This is a genomic window from Brucella pituitosa, assembly GCF_965577835.1.
GTDB classification, from domain to species: domain Bacteria; phylum Pseudomonadota; class Alphaproteobacteria; order Rhizobiales; family Rhizobiaceae; genus Brucella; species Brucella pituitosa.
In genome coordinates this window covers 2,122,786-2,147,334 of sequence record NZ_OZ264092.1, presented here as the reverse complement: position 1 = coordinate 2,147,334, position 24,549 = coordinate 2,122,786, and the positions used below count along the sequence as shown (strand labels likewise).

Genomic DNA, 24,549 nt, shown 5'->3' with positions numbered 1-24,549 from the left:
TTTTTCAATTCTGCTTTCCCGCAAACATTACATGTTCACGTAAACCGGTCCTTCGCCGACATTCCTCATACGCATTATCCGGACGCAAAACCGCTACGCACTTTTGCTGGAAATACTCTCACGGCGGTCGAGACGGACACAGTTCCCGCAAACATTACATGTTCACGTAAACCGGTCCTTCGCCGCCTTGTGGCGGAACCCAGTTGATGTTCTGGTTCGGGTCCTTGATATCGCAAGTTTTGCAATGCACGCAATTCTGCGCGTTGATCACAAAACGAACATCCTTGGCCTGCGGATCGGCAGCGGAATTGCCGTCTGCATCGACCCATTCATAAACGCCCGCCGGGCAGTAACGCGTCGATGGACCTGCAAAGACATCATGTTCTGATGTCTGCTGCAGCTTCATATCAGCGACCTGCAGATGCACAGGCTCGTTTTCGTCGTGGTTGGTGTTCGAAAGAAACACCGACGACAGGCGATCAAAGGTCAGAACGCCATCCGGTTTTGGGTAATCGATCTTCTTGTGCTTTGCCGCTGGCTCAAGGCTTTGCGCATCGTTCTTGCCATGCTTCAGCGTGCCGAAAAATGAGAAACCAAACAGCTGATTGGTCCACATATCAAGACCACCGAGAGCAACACCAACAACCGTGCCGAACTTCGACCAAAGCGGCTTCACATTGCGGACCTTCTTGAGATCCTTGCCGATGGCGCTGTTACGCCAGCTGTTTTCGATTTCAATCGGCTCATCATTGGCACGACCAGCGGCCAAAGCTTCCGCAATCTTGTCGGCAGCGAGAATGCCCGACAGAACTGCGTTATGACTGCCCTTGATGCGGGGAACGTTGACGAAGCCAGCCGAACAGCCGATCAGCGCACCACCCGGGAAGGACAGTTTTGGCACTGACTGGAAGCCACCTTCGGTAATCGCGCGCGCGCCATAAGAAAGGCGTTTGCCACCCTCGAATGTATCGCGGATCGCCGGATGCGTCTTGAAGCGCTGAAATTCCTCAAACGGCGACAGATACGGGTTCTTGTAGTTGAGATGCAGCACGAAGCCGACTGCAACCATATTATCTTCAAGATGATAGAGGAACGAGCCACCGCCGGTCTTCATATCAAGCGGCCAGCCAAATGAATGCTGTACCAGACCCGGCTTATGCTTGGATGGATCTACCTGCCAGAGTTCCTTGAGGCCAATACCGAACTTGGCTGGTTCACGACCTTCATCAAGCTTGAACTTCGCGATCAGTTCCTTTGCCAGCGAGCCGCGTGCACCTTCACCGATCAGAACATATTTGCCGAGCAGCGCCATACCGCGTGTGTAGTTTGGACCGTGCGAGCCATCACGCTCGACGCCCATATCACCAGTAGCAACACCGATTACAGCGCCTTCATCATTATAAAGCACTTCAGTCGCAGCAAAGCCCGGATAGATTTCAACGCCAAGTTCTTCCGCCTTGGTGCCAAGCCAGCGGCAGACGTTGCCAAGCGACACAATGTAATTGCCATGATTGTTCATCAATGGCGGCATGGCGAAATTTGGCAGACGCACCGAACCCGCAGGACCAAGCAGCAGGAAATGGTCGGCGGTCACAGGGGTCTTGAACGGATGCCCCTCTTCCTCACGCCAGCCTGGCAGAAGCTGATCGATACCACTTGGATCAACGACGGCGCCCGACAGGATATGCGCGCCAACTTCCCCGCCCTTTTCAAGAACGACGACTGAAAGCTCAGGATTGATTTGTTTGAAACGGATGGCCGCAGCAAGACCGGCAGGGCCTGCGCCAACAATCACAATATCAAATTCCATGCTCTCGCGCTCGGGAAGCTCCTGGCTCACGATTGCTGGGGCTTCGGACATTTGTGCCTCCGTCGGGTTTACATTTTCCCTCACTATTTCAGCGCGAGTAATGCATCCAATTGTTTTTGCTCATGAACCTATCGCGAATGGGGATAAACCATATTCGGACAGGCCTTGTTTCCCCTTTAGAACGCTATGCGTCCTGGTGGCTTTACCCTCTCGCAGAGTTAAAGACTGTCGCATATGCGTCCAATTGTCCAAAACCGTTGCGAAATGCATCGCTATAATATTTACCTTAACGTAAACGTCAATTTCTAAACGGTCATGTGGTCAGTTATAGGCTATTGTGACGCAACGCGGGATCTTTTCATCAGATAAATCGGCTCCCGCATTTGGAAAGCGCATAGATTAAATTCCACGCATACCTACATCTCATCTTGGTGGGTTTCGAACTCAACCCAGTGGACTAATCTCCCAGAGGAGGCCGCCCCCACTTTTGGGAGACATGCTTTAATCACTCTATGAACCGGAATTATGCGCTGCGCTCTTGCAATCGACGTCAAAATTCGCCACCTCAATCTGTGAGGTAAAAACATGATTGATGACCGGGAAACACTGGATATGGAAGGTCTGCTCCGCTTTTATGCGGAAGCGGGCGTTGATATGCCGCTTTCCGATACACCCATCGATCGCTTTGCGGAACCGCAGCGCCAGTCGGCCCGACCGGCACCAGCGCAAGAAAACAGACTTGCCGCGCCAGCAGACCACACGCGTCCACAACAACAGCCCCGCCAAGCAGCAGTCCCCTCGCCCACCAGCCGTCCTGTGCAGGCTGCAACCGATGTTCCGGACGGCGCGCAGATTGCTCTCGCTCGCGAAGCAGCGGCACAGGCTTCCACGCTGGAAGAACTGCGCGAAAAGCTTGCGGCCTTCGACGGCTGCAATCTGAAATTTACAGCGAAGAACCTTTGCTTCGCTGACGGAGACCCATCATCCGACGTCATGTTCATCGGCGAAGCTCCGGGGCGTGATGAGGACATAGAAGGGCTGCCATTCGTCGGCAAATCCGGGCAGCTTCTCAATCGGATGATCGAGGCCATCGGCCTCAAGCGCGAGAACGTCTATATCGCCAACACAATTCCATGGCGACCGCCGGGTAATCGGACTCCTACACCGGTCGAGACCGAACTGTGCCGTCCATTTATTGAACGCCAGATTGAACTTGTAGCACCCAAAATACTCGTCGCGTTAGGCGGTCCGGCCGGTAAGGCGCTGACAGGCGCAACCGAAGGCATCCTGCGCCTGCGCGGCAACTGGAAAGTGCATCGCACGCCTTCGGGCATTGAAATTCCTGTTATGCCGACATTGCATCCGGCTTATCTGCTGCGCACGCCCGCACAAAAGCGCTTTGCCTGGCGTGATTTTCTCGCAGTTAAAATGAAGCTCTCCGAATTAGGCGATTGATATTCCATCATTTCAGTGGCATCGCCAGCGGGACTGTCACCAACATGCCGCAAACATGCAGTAGTTCGCATTTTGAACGACGCCTGACGGTAACAGGTATTCTTTAAATATAGTCCTCGTGGACAATAAAGCCCTTCGTGGAGTTTCTCATGGCTGGACAGCTCCTGCCCATAGCTGCCTTGCTGGCAAGCACGTTTCTCATGCTGCTTGCAGGTGGGCTTGCGGGTATTCTTCTGCCTATCCGCGGCGGGATCGAAGGCTGGTCAACCACGACCATAGGCTGGATGGGAACGTCCTATTCACTCGCCTTCACATTGGGCTGCATCCTGATCCCGCATCTGGTGCGGCGCGTCGGGCATGTGCGCGTGTTTTCAGCCTTGCTGACACTGCTCTCCATTGCACTGCTCCTGCATTCACTGATCATAAGCCCATATGCCTGGATGATCTTTCGCGGTATTGCAGGCTTCTCGCTTGCCGGCTCCTATATGATTATCGAAAGCTGGCTGAATGAGCGCGTCACAAATGAAACGCGCGGCAAGATTTTCTCGATCTATATGATCATCACGATGCTTGGCCTGATGTGCGGGCAATATATCCTGCCGTTTGGCGATGCGACAACCGTCACGCTCTTCATCGTCTGCGCCATAATCTATGCCAGTGCCCTGCTTCCGACCACACTTTCAAGCGCACAATCACCCAACCCGCTGACACAGGCTTCGCTGGATCTGAAAGGTCTCTATAGACGCTCTCCGGCTGCAGCCGTCGGTTCGTTCATTGCGGGCATCGTCGCCGGTACATGGAGCTTCCTTGCCGCAATCTATGGCGAAATGAATGGGCTATCGACCTTTGGCATTGCGACCATGCTTGCCTGCGCCATGATCGGCGGCGCTATCTTTCAGTACCCGCTTGGCCGTGCATCGGACCTGGTAGACCGTCGCATTGTGATGGTCATCGCAGGTATAATCGGCTTTCTGCTGTCCGCCGTCATGCTGATTGCTCACCCGACGTCCCCTTATGCACTTTACATGATGATGTTTCTGTTCGGCTCGGTGCTCTACCCGATCTATAGTCTCAATGTGGCGCACGCCAATGACTATGCCGATGCCAGCGAATTCGTGAAAATCTCAGGCGGGTTATTGATTATTTATGGCTGCGGCAGCGTAGTTGGACCAGCGATTTCCGGCCCTATGATGGATCTGATTGGTGCATCCGGCTTCTTCGTGACCATGGCTGTTGCTTACGCCGTCTATGGATTACACGCTTTCTGGCGCATACGCCGGTTCGAACGACCCGCAATCAGTGATCAGAAGACGGAGTTCAAATTCCATACACCCGATGGTCAGTCAACACCGGAAACGATGCAGCTCGACCCGCGCGCCGAAGGAACGCCGGGTCAAGCATAGGTTTTACTGCGCCTGTTGAGGTGTATTAGCCTTGTGCGGTTCGATCGCCAGCTGATGCTCGCGATAGATGATATAGCCGCCAGCTGCCATCACGATTGCACTGCCTAAAAGCATTTCAAAGGTCGGAATATCACCAAAAAACAGGAAACCGATCCCCAGACCCAGCAGCATTGACGTGTATTCAAATGGCGCAATCGTGCTCATCGGCGCGTGCCGATAGCATTCAGTAAGCAGGATTTGAGCGATACCGCCAGCGATACCTGCACCGATCAGCATTGCGAGCTGTGGCAAGGTTGGCATGACCCAGCCAAACGGGATGCTGAACAGCGCAATGATACTGGCGGAAATCGAGAAATAAATAACGATTGTCGATGTGCGCTCCGTCTGCACGAGACGACGAACCAGCATCATCGCAAAGGCAGCCATGACCGCCCCGCCGAGAGCTGCGAGCGCTCCCATGGCTTCATTGCGCCCGACATTGCCTTCGGCAAATAATGTCATGCGTGGCCAGATAATAATCATGACGCCAAAAAGGCCAATAATCACCGCGCTCCAGCGATAAAGCCTGACGACTTCATGCAGGATAAGAGCGCCCAGCACCACAGCAATAAGAGGCGACGCGTAATTGATCGCGATTGCTTCAGGCAAAGGCAGCTTGGTCAGCGCATAAAAGCTCAACGACATAGCGCCTACACCAACCATTCCGCGCCAGAAATGGCTGAATCCGTGGTGCGTTTGAAGAATGCCAGAGAGTTGCCCGCGCAACGCAAAGTAAACAAGGATCGCAAGCACTGCGAAGAATGAGCGGAAGAAGATCAACTGACCAAGCGGAATGCCCTCGGCAGCCTTGAGCAAGGTCGACATTCCCACAAAAACAGCAACCGAAGCGACTTTAAGGCTGATCCCCAACATTGGGTTATTCTGAAGCAGATCAGGCTCGATGGTTTCGCTGACCTGAGCATTTGCGGAGACCGCGTCCGGAAGGGACTTCACAACGCAATTCCTTAAACGGGAGATATGGGGCAAGGCGGGAAATTACAGTTATTGCGCTATCCATAGGCCTGTTCGCAATAAAGTGCCAGCCAAGCAAAGATCAGCACGCAAAAAATATTGAACAACTTCGCTTTTCTTGTCGTTTGCTAAAAAGCCGGATACGACTCTAGTGGTTTGATTCCGAAATTTGCATCCCTCGATACAGACGTTAAACAAATTTCGGAATTCAAAAACCACTAGTAAGCATATGAATCTAGTGGATTTTTCGAATTTGACGTTTGAAAGAGCGTGGATGTTGATCGTGATCCAAACGTCAAATTCAATCCACTTGCATCGAAGCGCTTGGAGCGCCTTTCGATTTGATTAAATCAAATCGACGCTCTCATCGTTTATTTTAACGCGTGTCTTATCCGAAAGCGGTTTCACACTTTCGGGCTGCGCTCCACAGAAGAGTTTCGCAATGCGTACTGAAACTGGCCAGACATTCCGCCTCGAAGATTATCGCCCGACCCCTTACGCCATACCAGAAACGAAACTCGACTTCATACTTGAGCCGGAAAAGACAATCGTTCGTGCCCAACTGACAATCGAGCGGCGCGCGGATACTGTCAGGGGGACGCCGCTTATTCTGGACGGCGACGAACTGAAATTGATCGGCTTGCGCCTGAATGGAGCGCCAGTTGGCGACAACGGCTATTCAGCAACGCCCGACCGGCTCGAAATCACCGACCTGCCTGATGCAGATCGTTTTACATTGGAAATCGTCACCGAAGTGAATCCAACGACAAATCGTCAGCTCTCGGGGCTTTATCGATCGAGCGATGTCTATTGCACGCAGTGTGAAGCAGAAGGTTTCCGCCGCATCACCTATTATTATGACCGGCCGGACGTGCTTTCCGTTTATACCGTACACATCGATGCCGAAAAGGCAGCCGCCCCGATTTTGCTCGCGAATGGCAATCCCGTTAAACACGGTATTGTGGCAAACAATGCTAGTCGGCATTTTGCTGTCTGGCATGACCCGCATCCAAAGCCATCCTATCTGTTTGCCCTTGTCGCGGGCTCACTTGATGTCGTGAAGGACCATTTCACCACACTATCAGGACGCCCGGTCGATCTCGCCATTTATGTCGAACACGGTAAGCAGGACCGCGCGCTTTACGCTATGGATGCGCTCAAACGCTCTATGCGTTGGGACGAGGAAAAATTCGGCCGCGAGTATGATCTCGACGTCTTCAATATCGTTGCGGTTTCCGACTTCAACATGGGAGCGATGGAAAACAAGGGCCTCAATGTCTTCAATGACAAATACGTGCTGGCCGACTCCGATACGGCAACGGATGTGGATTATGCAGGCATCGAAGCTGTTATTGCACACGAGTATTTTCACAACTGGACCGGCAATCGCATTACCTGTCGCGACTGGTTCCAGCTTTGCCTGAAAGAAGGTCTGACGGTCTATCGCGATCATGAATTTTCTGCGGATGAGCGTTCGCGCCCAGTGAAACGCATCGCCGAAGTAAAGATCCTGAAAGCACAGCAGTTCCCGGAAGATAGCGGTCCCCTTTCGCATCCGGTACGCCCTCGCGAATATAGCGAGATCAACAATTTCTACACGGCGACCGTTTATGAAAAAGGCTCGGAAGTAGTGCGCATGATCCGCACCATCATCGGGCCTGAACTGTTCCGTAAAGGCATGGACCTTTATTTCGAACGTCATGACGGTGATGCGGCAACCATTGAAGACTTCATCAAGGTCTTTGCCGATGTTTCGGGACAGGACTTCTCACAATTCTCATTGTGGTACGATCAGTCCGGGACGCCGAAAGTCGAAGCGAGCTTCGACTTTAATGCGGCAAAAGAGACGTTCACTGTTGAATTTATACAGTCGCTTGCACCAACTCCCGGACAGCCAACAAAAAAGCCAATGCATATTCCTATCGCTTTTGGCCTTTTGGGAGCAGATGGCAAAGATATTCAGCCTTCATCAGTCGAGGGTGGCGATGTTCATGATGGCGTTATCCATCTTCATAAGGCCTCGGAAACCATTGTCTTTCATGGCATCAGGGAACGCCCGGTCCCGTCACTGCTGCGCGGCTTCTCCGCGCCAATCAATCTGGTCTCCCCGTTTGATGCAGAAGACCGTATATTCTTGGCATTGAACGACAGTGATCCCGTCGCCCGGTGGCAAGCGCTGACCGGCATTTTCACGCAAGCCCTGCTGGACGGTGCCAAGCGTGTACGGGGCGGGTATGAACCGGAGACGGACGACAGGATCATTGAGCTTGCAGGACGCGTTGCCTCCGATGAAACGCTTGACGCCGCCTTCCGCGCACTCTGCCTGACCTTACCGACAGAGAGCGATATCGCACGCGAGATGGGTCACAATGTTGACCCTGATGCAATTTGCGCAAGCCGCGATCACCTCATCGCGGCAATCGTATCCGCCTATTCGGATGACTTCGCATCGCTTTATGCAAGCTTGCAGCAAGAAGGTACGTTCTCCCCTGATGCTGTATCGGCTGGCAAACGCGCATTGCGCAATGTGCTGCTCGACTATCTCAGCCGATATGAAAACAGCCCTGCCCGTGCTGCCCAACAGTTTGCCGACGGCGATAACATGACTGATCGTGCGGCAGCTCTCAGCGTATTGGTGCATCGCTTCGGTGACAGCCATGAAGCTCAGGGAGCGCTTGCATCATTTGAAAAGCGGTTTGGTGACGACGGATTGGTGATGGACAAGTGGTTCATTGTGCAAGCAACACGCCCCGGCGAAAAAGCACTTGATGCTGTCCGCGCGCTCACCAGGCACAAGCTGCTTTCGTTCGACAATCCGAACCGCGTGCGCGCGCTGATCGGGGCGTTCTCAGCCAGCAACCCGACGGGGTTCAATCGCAAGGATGGCGCGGCTTACACTTTCTTCGCCGATATCATTCTGGCAATCGATCCGGAAAATCCACAGCTTGCAGCGCGTCTTCTCACCGCTTTGCGTTCCTGGCGTTCGCTGGAAGACACACGTCGTGAACATGCTCGCGCTGCATTGGCTCGTATCGCCGGTACACCGAAGCTTTCGACCGATCTTCGCGACATCGTGGACAGAACCCTCGCTTGATTCGCGAATCATATATCGCGACATACTGATTCGTTATACCCGGCCCCGAAATGGGCCGGGCACGACCGTTCCGCCATTGTTCAAGCAGAGCCGTATAAAACCTGCCAAGGCTTACGGCTTTCATGAGTCTTTTCATGATGTTAGATGCGCACCTTCTCAAACTGATTCCGCTTAACAGATTGAGATTCTACGGAAAAACCAAACGCGCAGATGGTGTTTTTTACATCTCGTTAACGAATTCGCTGGACAGCGCGAATCACTTTTGATTCATTGAAGTTGTTCGGAGACGGCGTATTCCGAAAGATTTTGAGTAGAGATTTCAGTTCACGCAGTTTCGGGCGGACAGCGCTTCTGGCGCATCTTGGGAACTGTTACGGCAAATCAAGAGGGGCTAACAGATGGCGAGCACCGACGCGTACGACGCGACGGCGGGGAAGCATCGCGACTCCGGACGGAAGCGGAAGAAGGGCAGACTCTCAGGACATGCCAAGCTTCTTGCAGGCCCTGCCTACGGCAAGTTCGTGGCGGTTGAGCCCGTATTGCGTCGTCTTGTTCCGGCCCTCATCATCATCTTTCTCATCATACTCGGCGTGGCGCGCGTGTTCTCGATGTTGTCGTGGCGCGAAGACATCGAACTGCAGCACAAGGCGGCTTTGTCTGCAACGACGGCCAATCTGGCGCAGATGATCGAGCGTGCGGCCAACGGAACGCAGGCTGGCGCGCAAATGGCGCCCAAGGAACTTGATAATACGATTGCGGAGTTTCGCTCCCGTGGTCTGTCTTCCAGCGGCATGACGATTGCTCTGGTTAATGACGATTCAGTCATCGTCACGGCTTCCGGCCCGGCAACAGACATCGTCGGCAAACAGGCCGATGATGTATTCAGCGACATCCAGCCTCTGTTCATGTTTGCGGAACGTGCTGGCGTTCTGACAGTCGTCATGAACGGAGAAGCAGCCTACGGCACGGTGTCAAAACCAATGACCGTGCCTTATGCGATCATTGCTGCAGAACCGGAAAGCACAATATTTGCTGAATGGAAACGCGCCGTATCGCTTAACGTGACGCTCTTTGCAGGCACGACCGGCGTGATGTTCGCAATTCTCTATGCCTATTTCAGTCAGGCAGCGCGTGCCCGCGAAGCCGACGATCTATCTGGCCAGATCCAGCGTCGTATTGATATGGCGCTTGCGCGTGGTCGTGGTGGTCTGTGGGATTGGGATATGGCGCGCGGACGCATCTACTGGTCGCGCTCCATGTATGAGATGCTCGGCTACGAGGCGCAGGATGCCGTGCTCGCTTTTGGCGACGTGTCGGCGATCATCAATCCTGAAGATGGCGATTTATATTCGATTGCAGAACAGGCAGCGGCTGGCGATATTTCGCATGTGGACCGTGTCTTCCGTATGCGCCATGCAGATGGTTCGTGGGTATGGATGCGGGTTCGTGCGGAGATCGCATCTGAGAATGATCTGCACCTCGTCGGCATTGCATTCGACGTCAGTGAGCAGCATCGCTTTGCGCAGCAGACGGCAGAAGCCGATATGCGTATCCGCGAAGCCATCGAGAATATTTCCGAAGCATTCGTTCTCTGGGATTCCAATAACCGTCTGGTGATGGCCAATTCCAAATTCAGCGAATATGCTGGCCTTCCGGTCTGGACACTGAAGCCCGGCGTGCCGCGCAACGAAGTTGATGCCCACACGCGTCCGTTCAGCTTTGAGCGTCGCATGGCGAATGAACATAATCGTGCAGGCGGCCAGACTTTCGAACGCCAGCTAAGCGATGGTCGTTGGCTACAGGTCAATGAACGCCGCACTCAGGACGGTGGTCTTGTTTCCATCGGCACAGACATTACCCAGATCAAGCAGCATCAGGAACGCCTGGTTGACAGTGAACGTCGACTGATGGCCACCATTCACGACCTCTCGATTGCCCGAAAGGGTGAGCGCGACCGCGTACGTGAATTGTCGGAATTGGCGCGCAAATACGGTCAGGAAAAGGAGCGCGCGGAAGCTGCGAACCGCGCCAAGTCTGAATTCCTTGCCAATATGTCTCACGAATTACGTACGCCGCTCAATGCGATCATCGGTTTCTCCGAAATGATTCAGGCTGGCACTTTCGGGCCACTCGGCTCGGATCGCTACGAGGAATATATCAACGATATTCACACCAGCGGTAACTTCCTGCTCAACGTGATCAATGACATTCTCGATATGTCGAAGATCGAAGCAGGCCATTTCTCGCTGGATCGTGAAGAAATCGATCTTTGTCCGCTGATCAATGAAACCGTGCGCATGATTTCTCTGCAGGCAGACGAAAAGAACATCACAGTTGAGACGCGCATCGAAGAAGCCATGCAGCTCAATGCAGACCGACGTGCGGTCAAACAAGTGCTGATCAATCTTCTGTCCAACGCGGTGAAGTTCACTTCCCATAATGGTCGCATCACGGTGCGCGCGCGAAAGACTGGATCAGCTCTGTTCATGACCATTCAGGATACCGGCGTTGGTATCCCGAAATCCGCTCTACGGAAAATCGGACAGCCGTTTGAGCAGGTCGAGAACCAGTTCACAAAATCGCATACTGGCTCAGGTCTCGGCCTTGCGATCACCCGCTCTCTTGCTGAACTCCATGGTGGCTGGCTGCGCATCCGTTCGACTGAAGGCATTGGAACCGTTGTTTCGGTTTGCATACCGGACCGGAGGCAGGCCATTGCCTCCAGCCAACATACTGAGATCCACGCAGCATAGTCAGTTTATCAGCTTGTCAAAACTGGCTCGAACATTTGCAGCCAGTTCCGTCAGATGATGTTCAACGCGTTTGATGTCCGGCAGTTCGGCCGCACGACAGAGAATATCAATCATTCCAGGAATGAACTCTTCACGCGTTGCATCGCTGCCAAGGCATAGACGAATTGTCTGGCTGAGATTGGTGTAGAAGCGATGCGCTTTAACCAGTGTATCAATCGTAGCCGGATCGGCGAATGAGGGATCAAGGCCAGCGAGCACTTCCTCAGTTGCAAGAGGACGTGGCGTCTTTGCGACCTTTCCAACGAGAACCGCGAACTGCGCTATGAATTCAAGATCGACAATACCGCCGGGTTTCAGCTTGAAATCCCAATCGTCGCGCGGTGGCTTTTCCTGATAAATGAGGTCGCGCATCTCACGCACGTCCTTGGCTATTTTCCGCGTATCCCGCTTGGTGGACAGCACTTCATCAATTTCACCCTTGATGAAATCAATAAAGGCCGCATCGCCGTGAATGGCGCGCGCGCGCGTCAGGGCCATGTGCTCCCATGTCCAGGCCTCTGTGCGCTGATACTTTCCGAATGATTCAATATGCGTAGCTACAGGACCTTTATTGCCCGATGGGCGCAATCGCATATCGACTTCGTAAAGCACACCTTCCCCGGTTGGCGCGGAAAGTGCCGCGATAAGGCGCTGTGTCAGCCGGATATAATATTGCGACGCAGCCAATGGTTTGTCGCCATCCGATTCATCCGTATCCTTATCATGGTCATAGAGTAGGATAAGATCGACATCCGAACCTGCGGTCAGTTCGCGGCTGCCAAGTTTGCCCATAGAAAGAAGCGCTACCCTGGCACCCTTTACCTTGCCATGACGCCGTTGCAGTTCAGCTTCGACGACCTCAAAGGCTTTACCGATCATCAGTTCAGCCAGATCGGAAAAGGCGCGCCCGGCACGGACGCCATCAATTGCACTTGTCAGCAGACGGATGCCAATCAGAAAGCGATGTTCGGCCGCGAATATACGCAGGCGATCCAGAACTTCCTCGAAATCAGTTGCAGCCCCCAGAAAAGCGCGCAGTCTCTCTTCAAGATAGGTGCGGGTCGGAACTTCAGAAAAAATCGCCGGATCAAGCAAACCGTCGAAAACATGCGGCTTCCGTGTAATGATTTCGGCAAGTCGTGGTGCCGCACTCATGATCATCACGAGCAGATTGAGAAGGCGCGGATTAGATTGCAGCAGGCTGAAAAGCTGGATGCCCGCAGGCAGGCCTTGCAGGAATCCATCGAAACGCAAGAGTGATTCATCTGCGCGTTTGGTGGCAGCAAAAGCCTGCAACAATGCCGGTGTCAGCTCTGTAAGGCGTTCGCGCGCTTCTGCTGATTGCGTGGCGCGATAGCGGCCGAAGTGCCATGTACGGATAACACGGCAGATATCGCTGGGACGCTCATAGCCCATAGAGGCCAGCGTTTCCAACGTACCCGGATCATCTACATCGCCGGTGAAAACGAGATTGCCGCTGGAAGAACCAAGCTCCGGCGCTTGTTCAAACAACGCCGCATAATGCTTTTCGACAACCTTGAGGGCCGACAGAAACACTTCAGAAAACTCTGCCGTATCGTCATAACCCATCATATGAGAGACGCGGGCAAAGCCTTCGTCGTCTTCCGGCAGAATATGGGTCTGCTCGTCAGCAATCATCTGGATGCGGTGTTCGACATCACGCAGGAAATAATATTCCTTGGCAAGACAATCGCGTGCTTTCTCACTGATCCAGCCACGCTCTGCAAGCTTTCCGAGCATCGGGACAGTCTGATTACCGCGCAATTCGGGGAAACGACCGCCTGCGATCAATTGTTGCGTCTGCACGAAAAATTCGATCTCGCGGATACCGCCACGACCAAGCTTCACATTATGGCCACGAATGGCGATGTCGCCATGCCCCTTATGGGCATGAATCTGTCGCTTGATGGAATGAACGTCGGCGATTGCAGCATAGTCAAGATATTTACGCCAAACATATGGAGCGAGCTCAACTAACACCTGTTTGCCAGCCTCCCGATCTCCGGCTACAGGACGCGCCTTGATCATGGCCGCGCGTTCCCAGTTCTGCCCACGCCCTTCATAGTAATGCAGGGCCGCACCAACTGGGATCGCCAAAGGCGTTGAACCCGGATCAGGACGCAAGCGCAGATCAACGCGGAAGACATAGCCGTCCGCTGTGCGATCCTGAAGAATACGCACCAGACGCCGCGTCATGCGAGAGAATGTATCAACGCATTCATATGGATCGCCAATAGCCGGACGTGTTTCATCAATAAAGACGATCAGATCAATATCAGAAGAATAATTGAGCTCGCGGGCACCGAGTTTGCCCATGCCAAGTACGATCCAGCCACATTCCTTGTCTGGATTATCACGGTCGGGCAGTTTGATCTTGCCCGCACTATCCGCATCGCACAGCAGGAAGCGAATAGCAGCACCCGTACAAGCTTCGGCCAGGTCGGTGAGCCAGCCGGTTGTCGCTTCCGTATTGAAGATTTGCGCCAGATCGCAAAGCGCTATTAGCACATGTGCCTCTCGCTTTCGCTGGCGCAGACCGCTCATCAGAGAAGCTTCTGTGACGCCCTCTTCCGTGCCGGATGCAGAGATCTCGGAAAGAATATTGGCGAGAGCCTCTTCCGGCGCTGCGGCTGCAATTCGATCAAGAATGCGTGGCTGACGGATCAGCGATTCACGAATAAATGGCGACAGATCAAGAACCGCTGCAAGAAAACTCCCGGCCTTCTTATTGCCTAAAAGGCTGGTAACACGGTCAAGCCCCTCTTCCTTTGCCCGCCCTTCAAGGTCGACAAGAAAGGATTGTGCCCGTTCAGAATCAAGCGGTGTCAGCCCACAAAGGTTACGGTCGAAAAGCAGTTCCTTTGAATTTTCAGCCGCCATGATCCCCTCATGCATGTAGTTTTAAGATTGTGCGTCCTTCGGCAGAGGGAACTCAAGAACTGCACGCAGGCCGGGTTCATTGTCTTCCAGACGCAGAGCGCCACCGTGCAATTTCATTACCGCCTTGGCAAGACTTAAACCAAGTCCCGATCCCGGCTGTGTACGGCTTTCCTCAAGCCGTACGAAACGCTCGGTTGCCTGCTCGCGTTTGTCTTCTGGAATGCCTGAGCCGTTGTCTGCCACCACGATGCGCACCCATTGTGAATCACACTCCATGGAAAGCGTAACTACTGCGGGGTTCTCGCCTACAAGCGCATACTTAATAGCATTGTCGACAAGGTTGGAGACGGTTTGGCCAACGAGTTCACGGTTGATATGCAGCGGCGTGTCGTCAAGCGCACCAAGCGTCAAAGTAGCACCCGCATCTTCGGCGACCGGCTCATACATTTCGGCCACATCACTGACGATTGATGCCACCGGCATGTTCTCCAGATTCTCACTTGAATAGCCTGCTTCAAGGCGGGAGATCATCAAAATAGCATTAAAGGTGCGGATCAGCTGATCGGATTCGCCGATAATGTCCTCCAGCGCCTCCCGATATTCAGGACCGGCCTTCTTGCCTGACAGTGCCTCTTCGGCACGGTTGCGCAGACGGGTGAGTGGTGTCTTGAGGTCATGCGCAATATTATCGGAAACCTGCTTCAAGCCTTCATTGAGTTCAAGAATTCGTCCAAGCATGACATTGAGATTGCCTGAGAGACGGTCAAACTCGTCACCGGAACCGTTGACCGGCAATCTCCCCGTCAAGTCACCATCCATAATGCGCTGCGAAGCGCGCGAAACTTCATCGATACGTTTAAGTGCGCGTCGCCCAACGAAGAACCAGATCAGAAGCGCACCGACACCCATGATACCGAGAGCCAGCATGAGCGAGCTGCGCACAAGATCCCGGAAACGCTCCGGCTCACCCAGATCGCGACCAACCAGCAGACGCATACCATTAGGCAAAGCAATCACAACTGCAATTGCGCGATGCTCAGTCTCGGTTCCCTGCTCACCATAGCGGCGATATTTGAAGGCGCGCTCCACGATACCATCCGTATCCAGCACGCCCGGCTCAACACCTTCGACGTTGCCGGACAGAATGCGGCCAGACGGATCTGCAACAAGATAGAGATAGGCACCGGGTTGGCGGGAACGATAATCAATCGTGCGCACAAGTTGCGGAATGCCGCCCCGTGCATAGGCCTTGCCGATACTCGCGACTTCTTCGCCCAGCGCTTCCTGAGTCTGGCTATTGATAATCGATGCAGAAAGATTGGTCATATAGAAGACCAATGCCACCGCTCCAACGGCAAATAAGAGTAGGTAAAGCGTGGACAGGCGAGCAGCTGTCGTGCGCATAAGCGCAGAGAAACGCCCCATCATTCCACCTTGGCGCTCGCAGTAGCGGCTTTGGTGCGCCCGGCTTTGAGCATATAGCCCGCACCACGCACGGTGTGCAGCAACGGGACGTCAAAGCCTTTTTCAATTTTGCTGCGAAGTCGGGAGATGTGCACATCGATCACATTGGTTTGAGGATCGAAATGATAATCCCAGACATTTTCAAGCAGCATCGTGCGCGTAACCACCTGTCCGGCATGACGCATCAGATATTCAAGCAGACGAAACTCTCGCGGCTGAAGCGTGATATCCACGTCCTGCCTTCGTGCCGTGTGAGCAAGCCTGTCAAGTTCCAGATCGCCGACGCGATAGATTGTATCTGCTTCGCGCGGACTTGAACGGCGCTGCAGAACTTCAACACGTGCAAGCAGTTCAGAAAATGCATATGGCTTGGTTAGATAATCGTCTCCGCCTGCGCGCAAACCAGTTACGCGATCATCCACTTCGCCGAGGGCAGAAAGGATAAGAACCGGCGTTTCCATGCCTTTGGCACGCAGACCAGCAACTACGGAAAGACCGTCGCGCTTGGGCAACATGCGATCCACGACCAGCACATCATAGTTTCCGTTTTCAGCCAACGCATAACCGATCTCACCGTCGCCAGCGATGTCGGCAGAATGTCCAGCCTCAGTAAAGGCCTTCTCAAGATAGCGGGCCGCTTCGCGGTCGTCTTCGATAACGAGAATCTTCATGGCGATACTATAAACCGGATCGTTGGAGAAAATGAAGGAATGCCAGGCGGATTGTCCGCCTGGCATTTTTTTCAGATACTCAGCGTCATGCAACCGTTATCCCTGATCGATCGGAAGGGCTACGAAGCGGCTCTGGTCGTTGCTCTGAAGTTGCAACAGCACAGCCTTACGACCAGCCTTTGAGGCTTCTTCAATCGCCTTGTCAATATCCTTGGCGCTTTTGACGACCTGATTGTTTACTGAGACGATGATGTCACCGGAACGGATACCACGGTCGGACGCATCGCTATCAGGATCCACATTAGTGACAACTACGCCGTCACCATCTTCCGACGGCGTAACCGTCAGACCATAGGTGTCGAGTGATCCACCCTGTTCGGTGTCCCCACCGCTGGACTGGCTGTCCGCCTTGCCGAGATCCTGTGGCATGGCCGCAATCGTAATATCGACTTCTTCAGCCTTGTTCTTACGCCAAACGGTCAGAGCAGCTTTTTCACCAGGAATGATATTGGCAACCTTACGAGCAAGATCACGTGGGTCCTGAACAGTTTCACCGTTAACGGCTGTGATTACATCACCGGCCTTGATGCCTGCCTTTGCAGCCGGACCGTCAGCCTGAGGGGATGCGACCAGAGCGCCCTTCTCTTCAGCGAGACCAAGCGAAGCGGCAATGTCCTTGCTCACAGGCTGAATCTGAACACCAATCCAACCACGTTCAACCGACCCCTTCTTGATCAGCTGATCGACGACCTGCTTGGCAGTCGATGCTGGAATTGCAAAGGCAATACCTACGCTGCCACCCGAAGGTGAGAAGATTGCGGTGTTGATGCCAATGACTTCGCCGGACAGATCGAAAGCCGGGCCACCAGAGTTGCCTTTGTTAACCGCGGCATCAATCTGGATAAAATCGTCGTAAGGACCTGCGCCGATGTCACGACCACGAGCTGAAACGATACCGGATGTGACCGTGCCGCCAAGACCAAACGGATTGCCAACAGCAACGACCCAGTCGCCCACCCGGATCTTGTTGTCATCACCGAGCTTCACATATGTGAACTTGCGCTTGGCATCATCGATCTTCAGGACAGCAAGATCTGTACGCGCGTCGGTGCCTATCAGCTTCGCATCGAGTTCGGTGCCGTCATCGAGAACGACGCTGTAGGCGTCACCATCAGAAACAACGTGGTTGTTGGTGACGAGATAACCGTCTTCAGAAATGAAGAAGCCGGACCCCTGTGCCACAGGACGTTCATGACCCGGACGCGGCTTGCCGCGATTGCCCGGACGGCGACTATCGGGACGTGCATCGCCACGAGGCTCCATGCCGAAATCACGGAAGAAGCGCTTTAGCGGATGGCCATCTGGCAGCTGATCGAAACCGGGAGGCGTTCCGAACTGCTGACCACGGCTATCGGCTTCCTGCACATCTTTCTTGACGCGAACGCTAACGACTGCCGGGCGCACTTTTTCAACCAGATCGGCAAAGCCTGCCTGCTGAGGCGGAGTGACACTGACTGCTTCGGCGCGGGCATTGTTCATCACGCCCATTGGGCCGGTTGCGACGAACGCACCGGCCAGCGCGGCTGACAGCGCTACGGCTGCAACACCCTTGCGATACTTTGAAGTTATGATCTTCGACATCTGTCTCTCCTTACGAGCAGCAATCCCGGACCAAGAATTCCCACCAAGGCAAATCTGGTCCTGTAATCCTTTATAGAGCTCAAGATAGTTCGGGCTACCTTACCGCTCAATTTCCGGAAGATGAAAGTTTTGTAAGGTTTGAGAAGAAAATCAGAACCGAATACTGGCTTACTTATCGTCGAGAAGCCTGGAAAGCTCGGCTTTTTCTCGTTCCGACAACGGCTTTTGGACTTCAGCTGCCGTGTTGCGCCGACGGAACGCAATGGCCAAAGCAACCCCACCAATCAAAAGAATCAGCACCGGAAAACCCCAAAGGAGTGCTGTCTGTGCATTGAACCGGGGTTTAAGCAGGACGAATTCGCCATAACGATCTACGACAAAGTCCATAACCTGCTTATCAGAATCGCCAGAAGTCAGGCGTTCACGCACGAGAACACGCAGGTCGCGCGCCAGTTCCGCATTGGAATCGTCAATAGATTCGTTCTGACATACCATGCAGCGAAGTTCCGCAGATATCTCGCGCGCACGTTTTTCAAGCTGAGGATCGGCGAGCACCTCGTCCGGATTGACAGCCAAAGCGGCTGATCCGCTAAAGACCAGCGACAATCCGAGAAGAAGCAGGGAAAGACGTTTGCCTATCCTCATGCTGTTGCCTCTGCTTCCTTCGACGCGGACTTGCGCGTCTTTGATGGAGCGCCAACACGCAGGCGGCGATCTGCGAGCGAGAAGATAGCTCCCACCATCATGATCAGCGCACCGTACCAGATCAGTGTGACATCCGGCTTCCACCAAACGCGCACGACAATGGAACCATTGCCAGGTTCGTCACCCAGAGCCACATAAACCTGACTGAACCACAGAGTCCGGATGCCTGATTCAGTGGTCGGCATCTGACGGGCCGGGAAAAACCTCTTGGATGGCTCGATCAGGCCCAGATCGCGATTTGACGAATCCAGCAGCGTAAACGTACCGCGGTTTTCAGTGAAATTCGAACCGGTCAAAGGACGCAGACCTTCAAAGCGCAGCGAATAATTCGCGACCTTTGTCGTATCGCCCGGACGCATCAGCAATACACTTTCGGTACCATAGGTGGTGACGCTTATAATACCGAGCAGAGTTACGCCCAGGCCAATATGCGCAAGAGCTGTTCCGAACACTGAACGTGGCAATCCTTTAAAGCGCGAAAATGCTTTGCTCGCGGAAACCTTGCCAATACCGGCCTTCAACCAGAGGTCAGTCAGGCTACCGAGAATCAGCCATACAGCAAGACCAATGCCGAGAGCTGCAAGGACTGAGTGAGCCTCGCTGCGCCAAATCACGATACCGACCGTAATGAGCGACAATGCGAATGCTGTCATCAGCCGTTGCGCAACGCCGTACAGGTCCCCGCGCTTCCAGGCGAGCAGCGGACCGAAAGGCACAGCGAACAGCAGTGGGATCATCAATGGCCCGAAGGTCATGTTGAAGAAGGGAGCCCCGACCGAAATCTTGTCGCCAGTCAACACTTCCAGCAACAGCGGATAGAGCGTGCCGATAAGAACGGTCGCAGCAGCAGTTGTGAGGAAGAGATTGTTGAAGACCAGCGCACCTTCGCGCGAGATCGGCTGAAACAGTCCGCCCGAAGACAAGCTCTGAACACGCAGAGCAAAAAGCGACAGCGAACCACCGATAAAGATGGCGAGAATAGCGAGAATGAAAAGGCCCCGCCCCGGATCAGTCGCGAAACTATGCACTGACGTCAGCACACCGGAACGCACAAGGAAGGTTCCCAAAAGCGATAGTGAGAAGGTCAGGATCGCGAGCAACACGGTCCAGATTTTGAGGGCGGAGCGCTTTTCCATGACAATGGCCGAATGCAGCAGCGCCGTTCCGACAAGCCATGGCATGAAGGACGCATTTTCGACCGGATCCCAGAACCACCAGCCCCCCCAGCCGAGCTCGTAATAGGCCCAGTAAGAGCCCATTGCGATGCCGCCGGTCAGGAACATCCAGGCGACCAGCGCCCAGGGGCGAACCCAACGCGCCCACGCCGCATCAATACGGCCTTCAATCAGAGCAGCTACGGCAAAGGAAAAGCATACAGAAAAGCCGACATAGCCGAGATAGAGCAACGGTGGATGGATCGCGAGGCCGATATCCTGAAGGATAGGGTTCAGATCGCCGCCTTCAATCGGTGCCGGAATGATGCGTGTGAATGGATTGGATGTGAAAATGATGAAGGCCAGAAAGGCGGTTCCAATCCAGCCCTGAACGCCAAGGACATTCGCACGCAGGGTTTCCGGCAGATTGCCGGAAAAAGCTGCAACCAGCGCACTGAAGAAACTGAGGATCAGTACCCACAGCAACATGGAGCCTTCATGATTGCCCCAAACGCCGGTAATTTTATAAAGCATCGGCTTTTGTGAATGAGAGTTTTCAACCACATTGAGGACGGAAAAATCAGAGACGACATAGGCGAAGGTCAGAACCACGAAAGAGAAGGCAATCAGCGCAAAGACGGCCAGTGCAGTTGGTACTGCCACGCCCATCAGCTGCATGTCTCTACGCTGCGCGCCTACAACGGGTGCAACAGACTGAACCACTGAGAGGGCCAGTGCCAGAACAAGCGCGAAATGACCAATCTCGACATTCATAAGCTTTTTCCAGTTCCAATTCCGATTATTGGCCCGATACTCATCATTGACCTTCCCAAACGCCCTTTTTCTTCAGACTGTCGGCGAGGTCTTTCGGAACATAATTTTCATCGTGTTTGGCGAGCACATTATCGGCTCGAAACACGCCGTCAGAACCAAAGCGACCTTCCGCAACGACACCTTGTCCCTCACGGAAAAGATCTGGAGCAATACCCTCGAAGACAACTTTGACCGTCTTGATTGTGTCGGTGACAGTAAAGCGCAGTTCACTGCCTTCACGCATCACAGAGCCTTCTTCAACAAGGCCACCCAAACGGAACCGGGCACCGGAGGTGATTTCCTGTTCAGTCAAATCGGCAGGTGTTCGGAAAAATCGAATATCCTGATTAAAAGCCATAAGCATGAGGCCGACTGCGACAGCGAGAACGGCCAACGCACCGCCGATCAACATCAGACGCTTGCGCTTTCTCTGACTGACTGTGCGGGCTAAACTGCCCTTTGGCTTCGTATTGCGTCCGTTGCTTTCTGCAGTCGCACTCATTGTGTTGCGCTCCCTGCTTCCAAACCCAACCCTGCGGCAAAGCCTGTCAGCTCAGCCCGTTTTTCACCATCCAGCGCCGCAACTCCACGCTTTAACGCATCAAGTGCATCATCTCGACGATTAAGGATCATATAGGAGCGCACCAGGCGCTTCCAGCTATCGATATCCCCGCCATTTTCGCGAAGACTTTCGTCCAAACGTTGAACCATACCTTCAACCATGGCCTGACGATCTTCAGGGTTCATGGAAGCTGCCGCGTCTACATCCTCGGTTGTAGGACCCTTCGCAGGGGCCTGTGGAGCAGTTCCGCGAATACGCGCAATTGTCTGTTCAACCTGTGCGCGCCAAGGCGCATCTTTCGGTGCTTTATCGAGGACGGTCTGCAATCTCTTTACTGCACCGTCAGCATTGCCATCCTGCATCTCACCTTGCGCAAGATAATATTGCGGCCGGATGTCATCAGGCTCGAGCGTAGCCGCTTTTTCAAACAAGCCTTCCGCCTCGGCTGTGACCGGCCCGCCGGATACTCCGATCAATGCTTCACCAAGACCTAGAATTCGTTGGAAATTTTCACCTTCAAGTCGAATCGCTGAACGGTAGGCGTTGACTGCATCAGCACCGCGACCAATCCGCAGATAAATTGGCGCCAATACATCCCATCCGCGCGCATCACTGGGGTTTTGTGCAAGATGCGCTTCGGCGCGAGCAATGAGTTCATCAACAGAGCTGTTCTGCGGGCTATTCGCCAAGCGCGCCGCCAATGGCATCGCCGGTGTGTCAGGAGCTCCGAAAAGCGGGTAGACACCCCAGGCGATCAAAGGGACAGCCAGTACAGCTGCGAGAGCCAGTACCCGACCAGACCGAACTTTCCGTATAGTGGCAGCCGATTCCGCGCTGGCCTTTTCGGCATTCAGAATGCGACGGGAGATTTCGATACGAGCCTGTTCGGCGCTGGGAGTATCGATCATGCCGCGCGCAGCGTCGGCCTCAACCTCGCGCAACTGGTCGCGATACACTTCCAGATCGTTCTTTTCAGGGGGCAAAAATTCCTGCTTGTTCCGTGTCAGCGGCAACAAAACAGTCAATGTAGCTGCAAGAGTCAGCAATGCGGCAGTCAACCAGAATTCCATGGCTGAGACTTAATCTCAGCCGAAGGAAAAACCAACACTAACCTGCCGGAAGTTGCAGCCTAGGGCAATTCGCCGCAAAGGCCTGCAGCGATCAGTTCAGTGGCGTCCAGCTTCCATCCGCATTACGGCATGCAGTACCGCGCGCAGTTTGCATTGAATCTGCAATTGTAAAAGTGTGGGTATATTGGCGGCAGTTCTGGGAACCCACCTGATAAGGCTGTGCAGCTGTTACATCCCCAGATGTCGATCCACTGCCACTCCATGAAACTACCTTACCAGCAGGCGAATATTCAAGCGCACGATATTCTGCTTCGAGCGCCTTCTTGCGATCACCTGCGGTCAACTGCCCTGCCGAACTGCCCAAAAGCCCGTTCCCGAGTGGCGCCAGCAAATTTGGACGTGTTTCTGCTGATGACGACGACCCGCCAAGCGAAGTCAGTCCCAAACCTTTTCCACCACCGGATGTTCCACAGGCAGCAAGCATGAACGCCATCGAAGCGACCAGAAAAGGAGCGGAAAACCTTGATACCATCATCATAACAAACCGGCCTTCATAAAAAATGAGCATGCATACTATCGTAGGATGCAGCTAATAAGTCTAACCTTCTACTTCGCCCCGTGGCAAAAACAACTATCAATCTTCAGTCAGCGGCAACACAACGCGCACCTGTAGTCCGCCCCAGTTGCTTTTGCCCAAATGCAAGGTGCCACCATATTCCCGCACGGTGTCCTGAACGATTGCCAATCCAAGCCCCGTACCCGGCTTGGTCTCATCGACACGGTTGCCACGTTTCAGTGCTTGTTCGATCTTATCCGGAGCAAGGCCCGGACCGTCATCCTCTATCAAAATCTCAAACTGCCGTTGCGCATCAGCGGCCGGTCGCAAAACGATCTCAATCTGTCTGCGCCCCCATTTGCCCGCATTCTCCAGCAGATTACCGACAATTTCTTCCAAGTCTTCCTTTTCGCCAGCAAAAACCGCCTCCGGCAACACATTTCTGAATGTGATTTTGAAAGCAGGATTAAGCTTTGCGGTCACTCGCTCCATCCGCTCAAGCACTGGAGTGACCGGCGTTCTGAATACGACACTGTCACGTTGAGCAGCGATGCGAGCACGTTGCAGATAATGCTGTATCTGCACCTGCATGGCTTCACTCTGCTCTAGAACAACTCGCCCCTGTTCGCCCCCCATGGTCCGCGCTTCATTTGTCAGCACAGACAACGGCGTTTTCAAAGAATGAGCAAGATTGCCAACCTGCGTTCGCGAACGCTCAACGATACGACGGTTATTTTCAATAAGAGCATTCATCTCGTTTGCCAGTGGCGCGATTTCCAGTGGCAGCGACGTACCGAGTTTTGCTGATCGTCCTTCGCGAATATCAGCCAGAGCCTGTCGCACTTTATCAAGCGGACGCAAACCAAAGAGAATAATGCCAGCATTGATGAAGACACTGCCAAGCCCAAAAATCGCCAGATAAAGAGCAAGCTTACTGCGGAAGTCTGAGATTTCACTCATGACTTCACTCAGGTTTCCCATCACGCGGAAGCGCGCAACGCGGTTGTCATTATCAAGAACGACTTCGGTTTCTACAATGTAGAGTTCCTCACCATTCAAGCCCGGCAGCGTATAGCTGCGCATAAAGGAACTATCGAACGGCGCTTGATTTATGGGTATTTCAGGCACAATACGCCCTACAAGAGATAGCGATTGCAACTTTCCGTTGATGTTTGAAGAAACGGGATCAACAGACCAATACCAGCCGGAAAGCGGACTGGAATAGCGCAGCTCACCAAGCTCGGGACGGCCTTGAAGAGTGCCGTCCGGCGATATGCTGACAGCACCTACAAGACTGAACAAATGCGCAGTCAGAAGCCGCTCGAAATTGTTGCGTGCAGCATCGCCATAAAGTGTGCTGATAAGCGTTGCCACAACGACGAGCGCTAAAATGACCCAGAGCGTCGAAAGGGTGACAACGCGTATCGCTAGTGAACGCAACGGGGGG

General features: G+C 53.7%; 16 protein-coding genes. 4 read left to right on the top strand and 12 right to left on the bottom strand.

The features are described from left to right. Window positions 1-154: 154 nt before the first annotated feature. Window positions 155-1,861 carry an electron transfer flavoprotein-ubiquinone oxidoreductase gene (locus tag ACSME1_RS10315; RefSeq protein ID WP_105705285.1) on the bottom strand — a complete coding sequence of 569 codons (1,707 nt, stop codon included), beginning with the start codon at window positions 1,859-1,861 and terminating at the stop codon, window positions 155-157. A gap of 534 nt (window positions 1,862-2,395) precedes the next feature. Between ACSME1_RS10315 and ACSME1_RS10310 the strand changes: the two genes are divergently transcribed. Continuing rightward, window positions 2,396-3,265 (top strand): uracil-DNA glycosylase, encoded by an 870-nt coding sequence (locus tag ACSME1_RS10310; RefSeq protein ID WP_024897303.1) that lies wholly within the window; start codon window positions 2,396-2,398, stop codon window positions 3,263-3,265. Window positions 3,266-3,414: 149 nt separating this feature from the next. After that, window positions 3,415-4,668: an MFS transporter gene (locus tag ACSME1_RS10305; protein ID WP_024897302.1), complete on the top strand. Its 1,254-nt coding sequence runs from the start codon at window positions 3,415-3,417 to the stop codon at window positions 4,666-4,668. 3 nt (window positions 4,669-4,671) lie between these two features. On the opposite strand, the gene ACSME1_RS10300 is transcribed toward ACSME1_RS10305, so the two are convergent. Next, on the bottom strand, window positions 4,672-5,580 hold the full coding sequence (locus tag ACSME1_RS10300) for a DMT family transporter (protein ID WP_051514752.1): 909 nt from the start codon (window positions 5,578-5,580) through the stop codon (window positions 4,672-4,674). A 541-nt stretch (window positions 5,581-6,121) separates the two neighbouring features. Between ACSME1_RS10300 and pepN the strand changes: the two genes are divergently transcribed. Then, window positions 6,122-8,773 carry an aminopeptidase N gene (gene pepN / locus ACSME1_RS10295; RefSeq protein WP_024897300.1) on the top strand — a complete coding sequence of 884 codons (2,652 nt, stop codon included), beginning with the start codon at window positions 6,122-6,124 and terminating at the stop codon, window positions 8,771-8,773. A 398-nt stretch (window positions 8,774-9,171) separates the two neighbouring features. Beyond that, window positions 9,172-11,526, top strand: a complete 2,355-nt coding sequence (locus ACSME1_RS10290; RefSeq protein WP_024897299.1) for a PAS domain-containing sensor histidine kinase — start codon at window positions 9,172-9,174, stop codon at window positions 11,524-11,526. Here the strand turns inward: ACSME1_RS10290 and ACSME1_RS10285 are convergent, their stop codons facing one another. The 10 genes from ACSME1_RS10285 to ACSME1_RS10240 form a co-directional block, all read right to left on the bottom strand. Beyond that, a complete protein-coding gene (locus tag ACSME1_RS10285) occupies window positions 11,527-14,466 on the bottom strand; it encodes a bifunctional [glutamine synthetase] adenylyltransferase/[glutamine synthetase]-adenylyl-L-tyrosine phosphorylase (RefSeq protein ID WP_105705287.1) in 2,940 nt (979 codons plus the stop codon). A 21-nt stretch (window positions 14,467-14,487) separates the two neighbouring features. Beyond that, window positions 14,488-15,894: a sensor histidine kinase gene (locus ACSME1_RS10280; RefSeq protein WP_024897298.1), complete on the bottom strand. Its 1,407-nt coding sequence runs from the start codon at window positions 15,892-15,894 to the stop codon at window positions 14,488-14,490. Continuing rightward, a complete protein-coding gene (locus ACSME1_RS10275) occupies window positions 15,891-16,601 on the bottom strand; it encodes a response regulator transcription factor (RefSeq protein WP_024897297.1) in 711 nt (236 codons plus the stop codon). Before ACSME1_RS10275 ends, ACSME1_RS10280 begins: the two co-directional genes overlap by 4 nt. A 96-nt stretch (window positions 16,602-16,697) precedes the next feature. Continuing rightward, entirely contained in the window at window positions 16,698-18,242 is a 1,545-nt protein-coding gene (locus ACSME1_RS10270) for a Do family serine endopeptidase (protein ID WP_024897296.1), read from the bottom strand. A gap of 168 nt (window positions 18,243-18,410) precedes the next feature. Next, complete coding sequence (locus tag ACSME1_RS10265) at window positions 18,411-18,887, bottom strand: cytochrome c-type biogenesis protein (RefSeq protein WP_024897295.1); 477 nt, start codon at window positions 18,885-18,887, stop codon at window positions 18,411-18,413. Then, entirely contained in the window at window positions 18,884-20,875 is a 1,992-nt protein-coding gene (locus ACSME1_RS10260; RefSeq protein ID WP_024897294.1) for a heme lyase CcmF/NrfE family subunit, read from the bottom strand. The genes ACSME1_RS10265 and ACSME1_RS10260 overlap by 4 nt, the downstream gene beginning before the upstream one ends. Before the next feature lie 43 nt (window positions 20,876-20,918). Beyond that, window positions 20,919-21,416 carry a cytochrome c maturation protein CcmE gene (ccmE, locus tag ACSME1_RS10255; protein WP_024897293.1) on the bottom strand — a complete coding sequence of 166 codons (498 nt, stop codon included), beginning with the start codon at window positions 21,414-21,416 and terminating at the stop codon, window positions 20,919-20,921. After that, entirely contained in the window at window positions 21,413-22,546 is a 1,134-nt protein-coding gene (gene ccmI / locus ACSME1_RS10250; protein ID WP_024897292.1) for a c-type cytochrome biogenesis protein CcmI, read from the bottom strand. The genes ccmE and ccmI overlap by 4 nt, the downstream gene beginning before the upstream one ends. Before the next feature lie 91 nt (window positions 22,547-22,637). Next, window positions 22,638-23,084 carry a membrane protein gene (locus ACSME1_RS10245; protein ID WP_024897291.1) on the bottom strand — a complete coding sequence of 149 codons (447 nt, stop codon included), beginning with the start codon at window positions 23,082-23,084 and terminating at the stop codon, window positions 22,638-22,640. A 96-nt stretch (window positions 23,085-23,180) separates the two neighbouring features. Further along, on the bottom strand, window positions 23,181-24,527 hold the full coding sequence (locus tag ACSME1_RS10240) for an ATP-binding protein (protein WP_051514751.1): 1,347 nt from the start codon (window positions 24,525-24,527) through the stop codon (window positions 23,181-23,183). Window positions 24,528-24,549: the final 22 nt, after the last annotated feature.

Coding starts and splice junctions, on each gene's coding strand:
- ACSME1_RS10315 (WP_105705285.1), bottom strand. CDS start 1,861: ATGTCCGAAGCCCCAGCAATCGTGAGCCAGGAGCTTCCCGAGCGCGAG.
- ACSME1_RS10310 (WP_024897303.1), top strand. CDS start 2,396: ATGATTGATGACCGGGAAACACTGGATATGGAAGGTCTGCTCCGCTTT.
- ACSME1_RS10305 (WP_024897302.1), top strand. CDS start 3,415: ATGGCTGGACAGCTCCTGCCCATAGCTGCCTTGCTGGCAAGCACGTTT.
- ACSME1_RS10300 (WP_051514752.1), bottom strand. CDS start 5,580: ATGTTGGGGATCAGCCTTAAAGTCGCTTCGGTTGCTGTTTTTGTGGGA.
- pepN (WP_024897300.1), top strand. CDS start 6,122: ATGCGTACTGAAACTGGCCAGACATTCCGCCTCGAAGATTATCGCCCG.
- ACSME1_RS10290 (WP_024897299.1), top strand. CDS start 9,172: ATGGCGAGCACCGACGCGTACGACGCGACGGCGGGGAAGCATCGCGAC.
- ACSME1_RS10285 (WP_105705287.1), bottom strand. CDS start 14,466: ATGGCGGCTGAAAATTCAAAGGAACTGCTTTTCGACCGTAACCTTTGT.
- ACSME1_RS10280 (WP_024897298.1), bottom strand. CDS start 15,894: ATGATGGGGCGTTTCTCTGCGCTTATGCGCACGACAGCTGCTCGCCTG.
- ACSME1_RS10275 (WP_024897297.1), bottom strand. CDS start 16,601: ATGAAGATTCTCGTTATCGAAGACGACCGCGAAGCGGCCCGCTATCTT.
- ACSME1_RS10270 (WP_024897296.1), bottom strand. CDS start 18,242: ATGTCGAAGATCATAACTTCAAAGTATCGCAAGGGTGTTGCAGCCGTA.
- ACSME1_RS10265 (WP_024897295.1), bottom strand. CDS start 18,887: ATGAGGATAGGCAAACGTCTTTCCCTGCTTCTTCTCGGATTGTCGCTG.
- ACSME1_RS10260 (WP_024897294.1), bottom strand. CDS start 20,875: ATGAATGTCGAGATTGGTCATTTCGCGCTTGTTCTGGCACTGGCCCTC.
- ccmE (WP_024897293.1), bottom strand. CDS start 21,416: ATGAGTGCGACTGCAGAAAGCAACGGACGCAATACGAAGCCAAAGGGC.
- ccmI (WP_024897292.1), bottom strand. CDS start 22,546: ATGGAATTCTGGTTGACTGCCGCATTGCTGACTCTTGCAGCTACATTG.
- ACSME1_RS10245 (WP_024897291.1), bottom strand. CDS start 23,084: ATGATGATGGTATCAAGGTTTTCCGCTCCTTTTCTGGTCGCTTCGATG.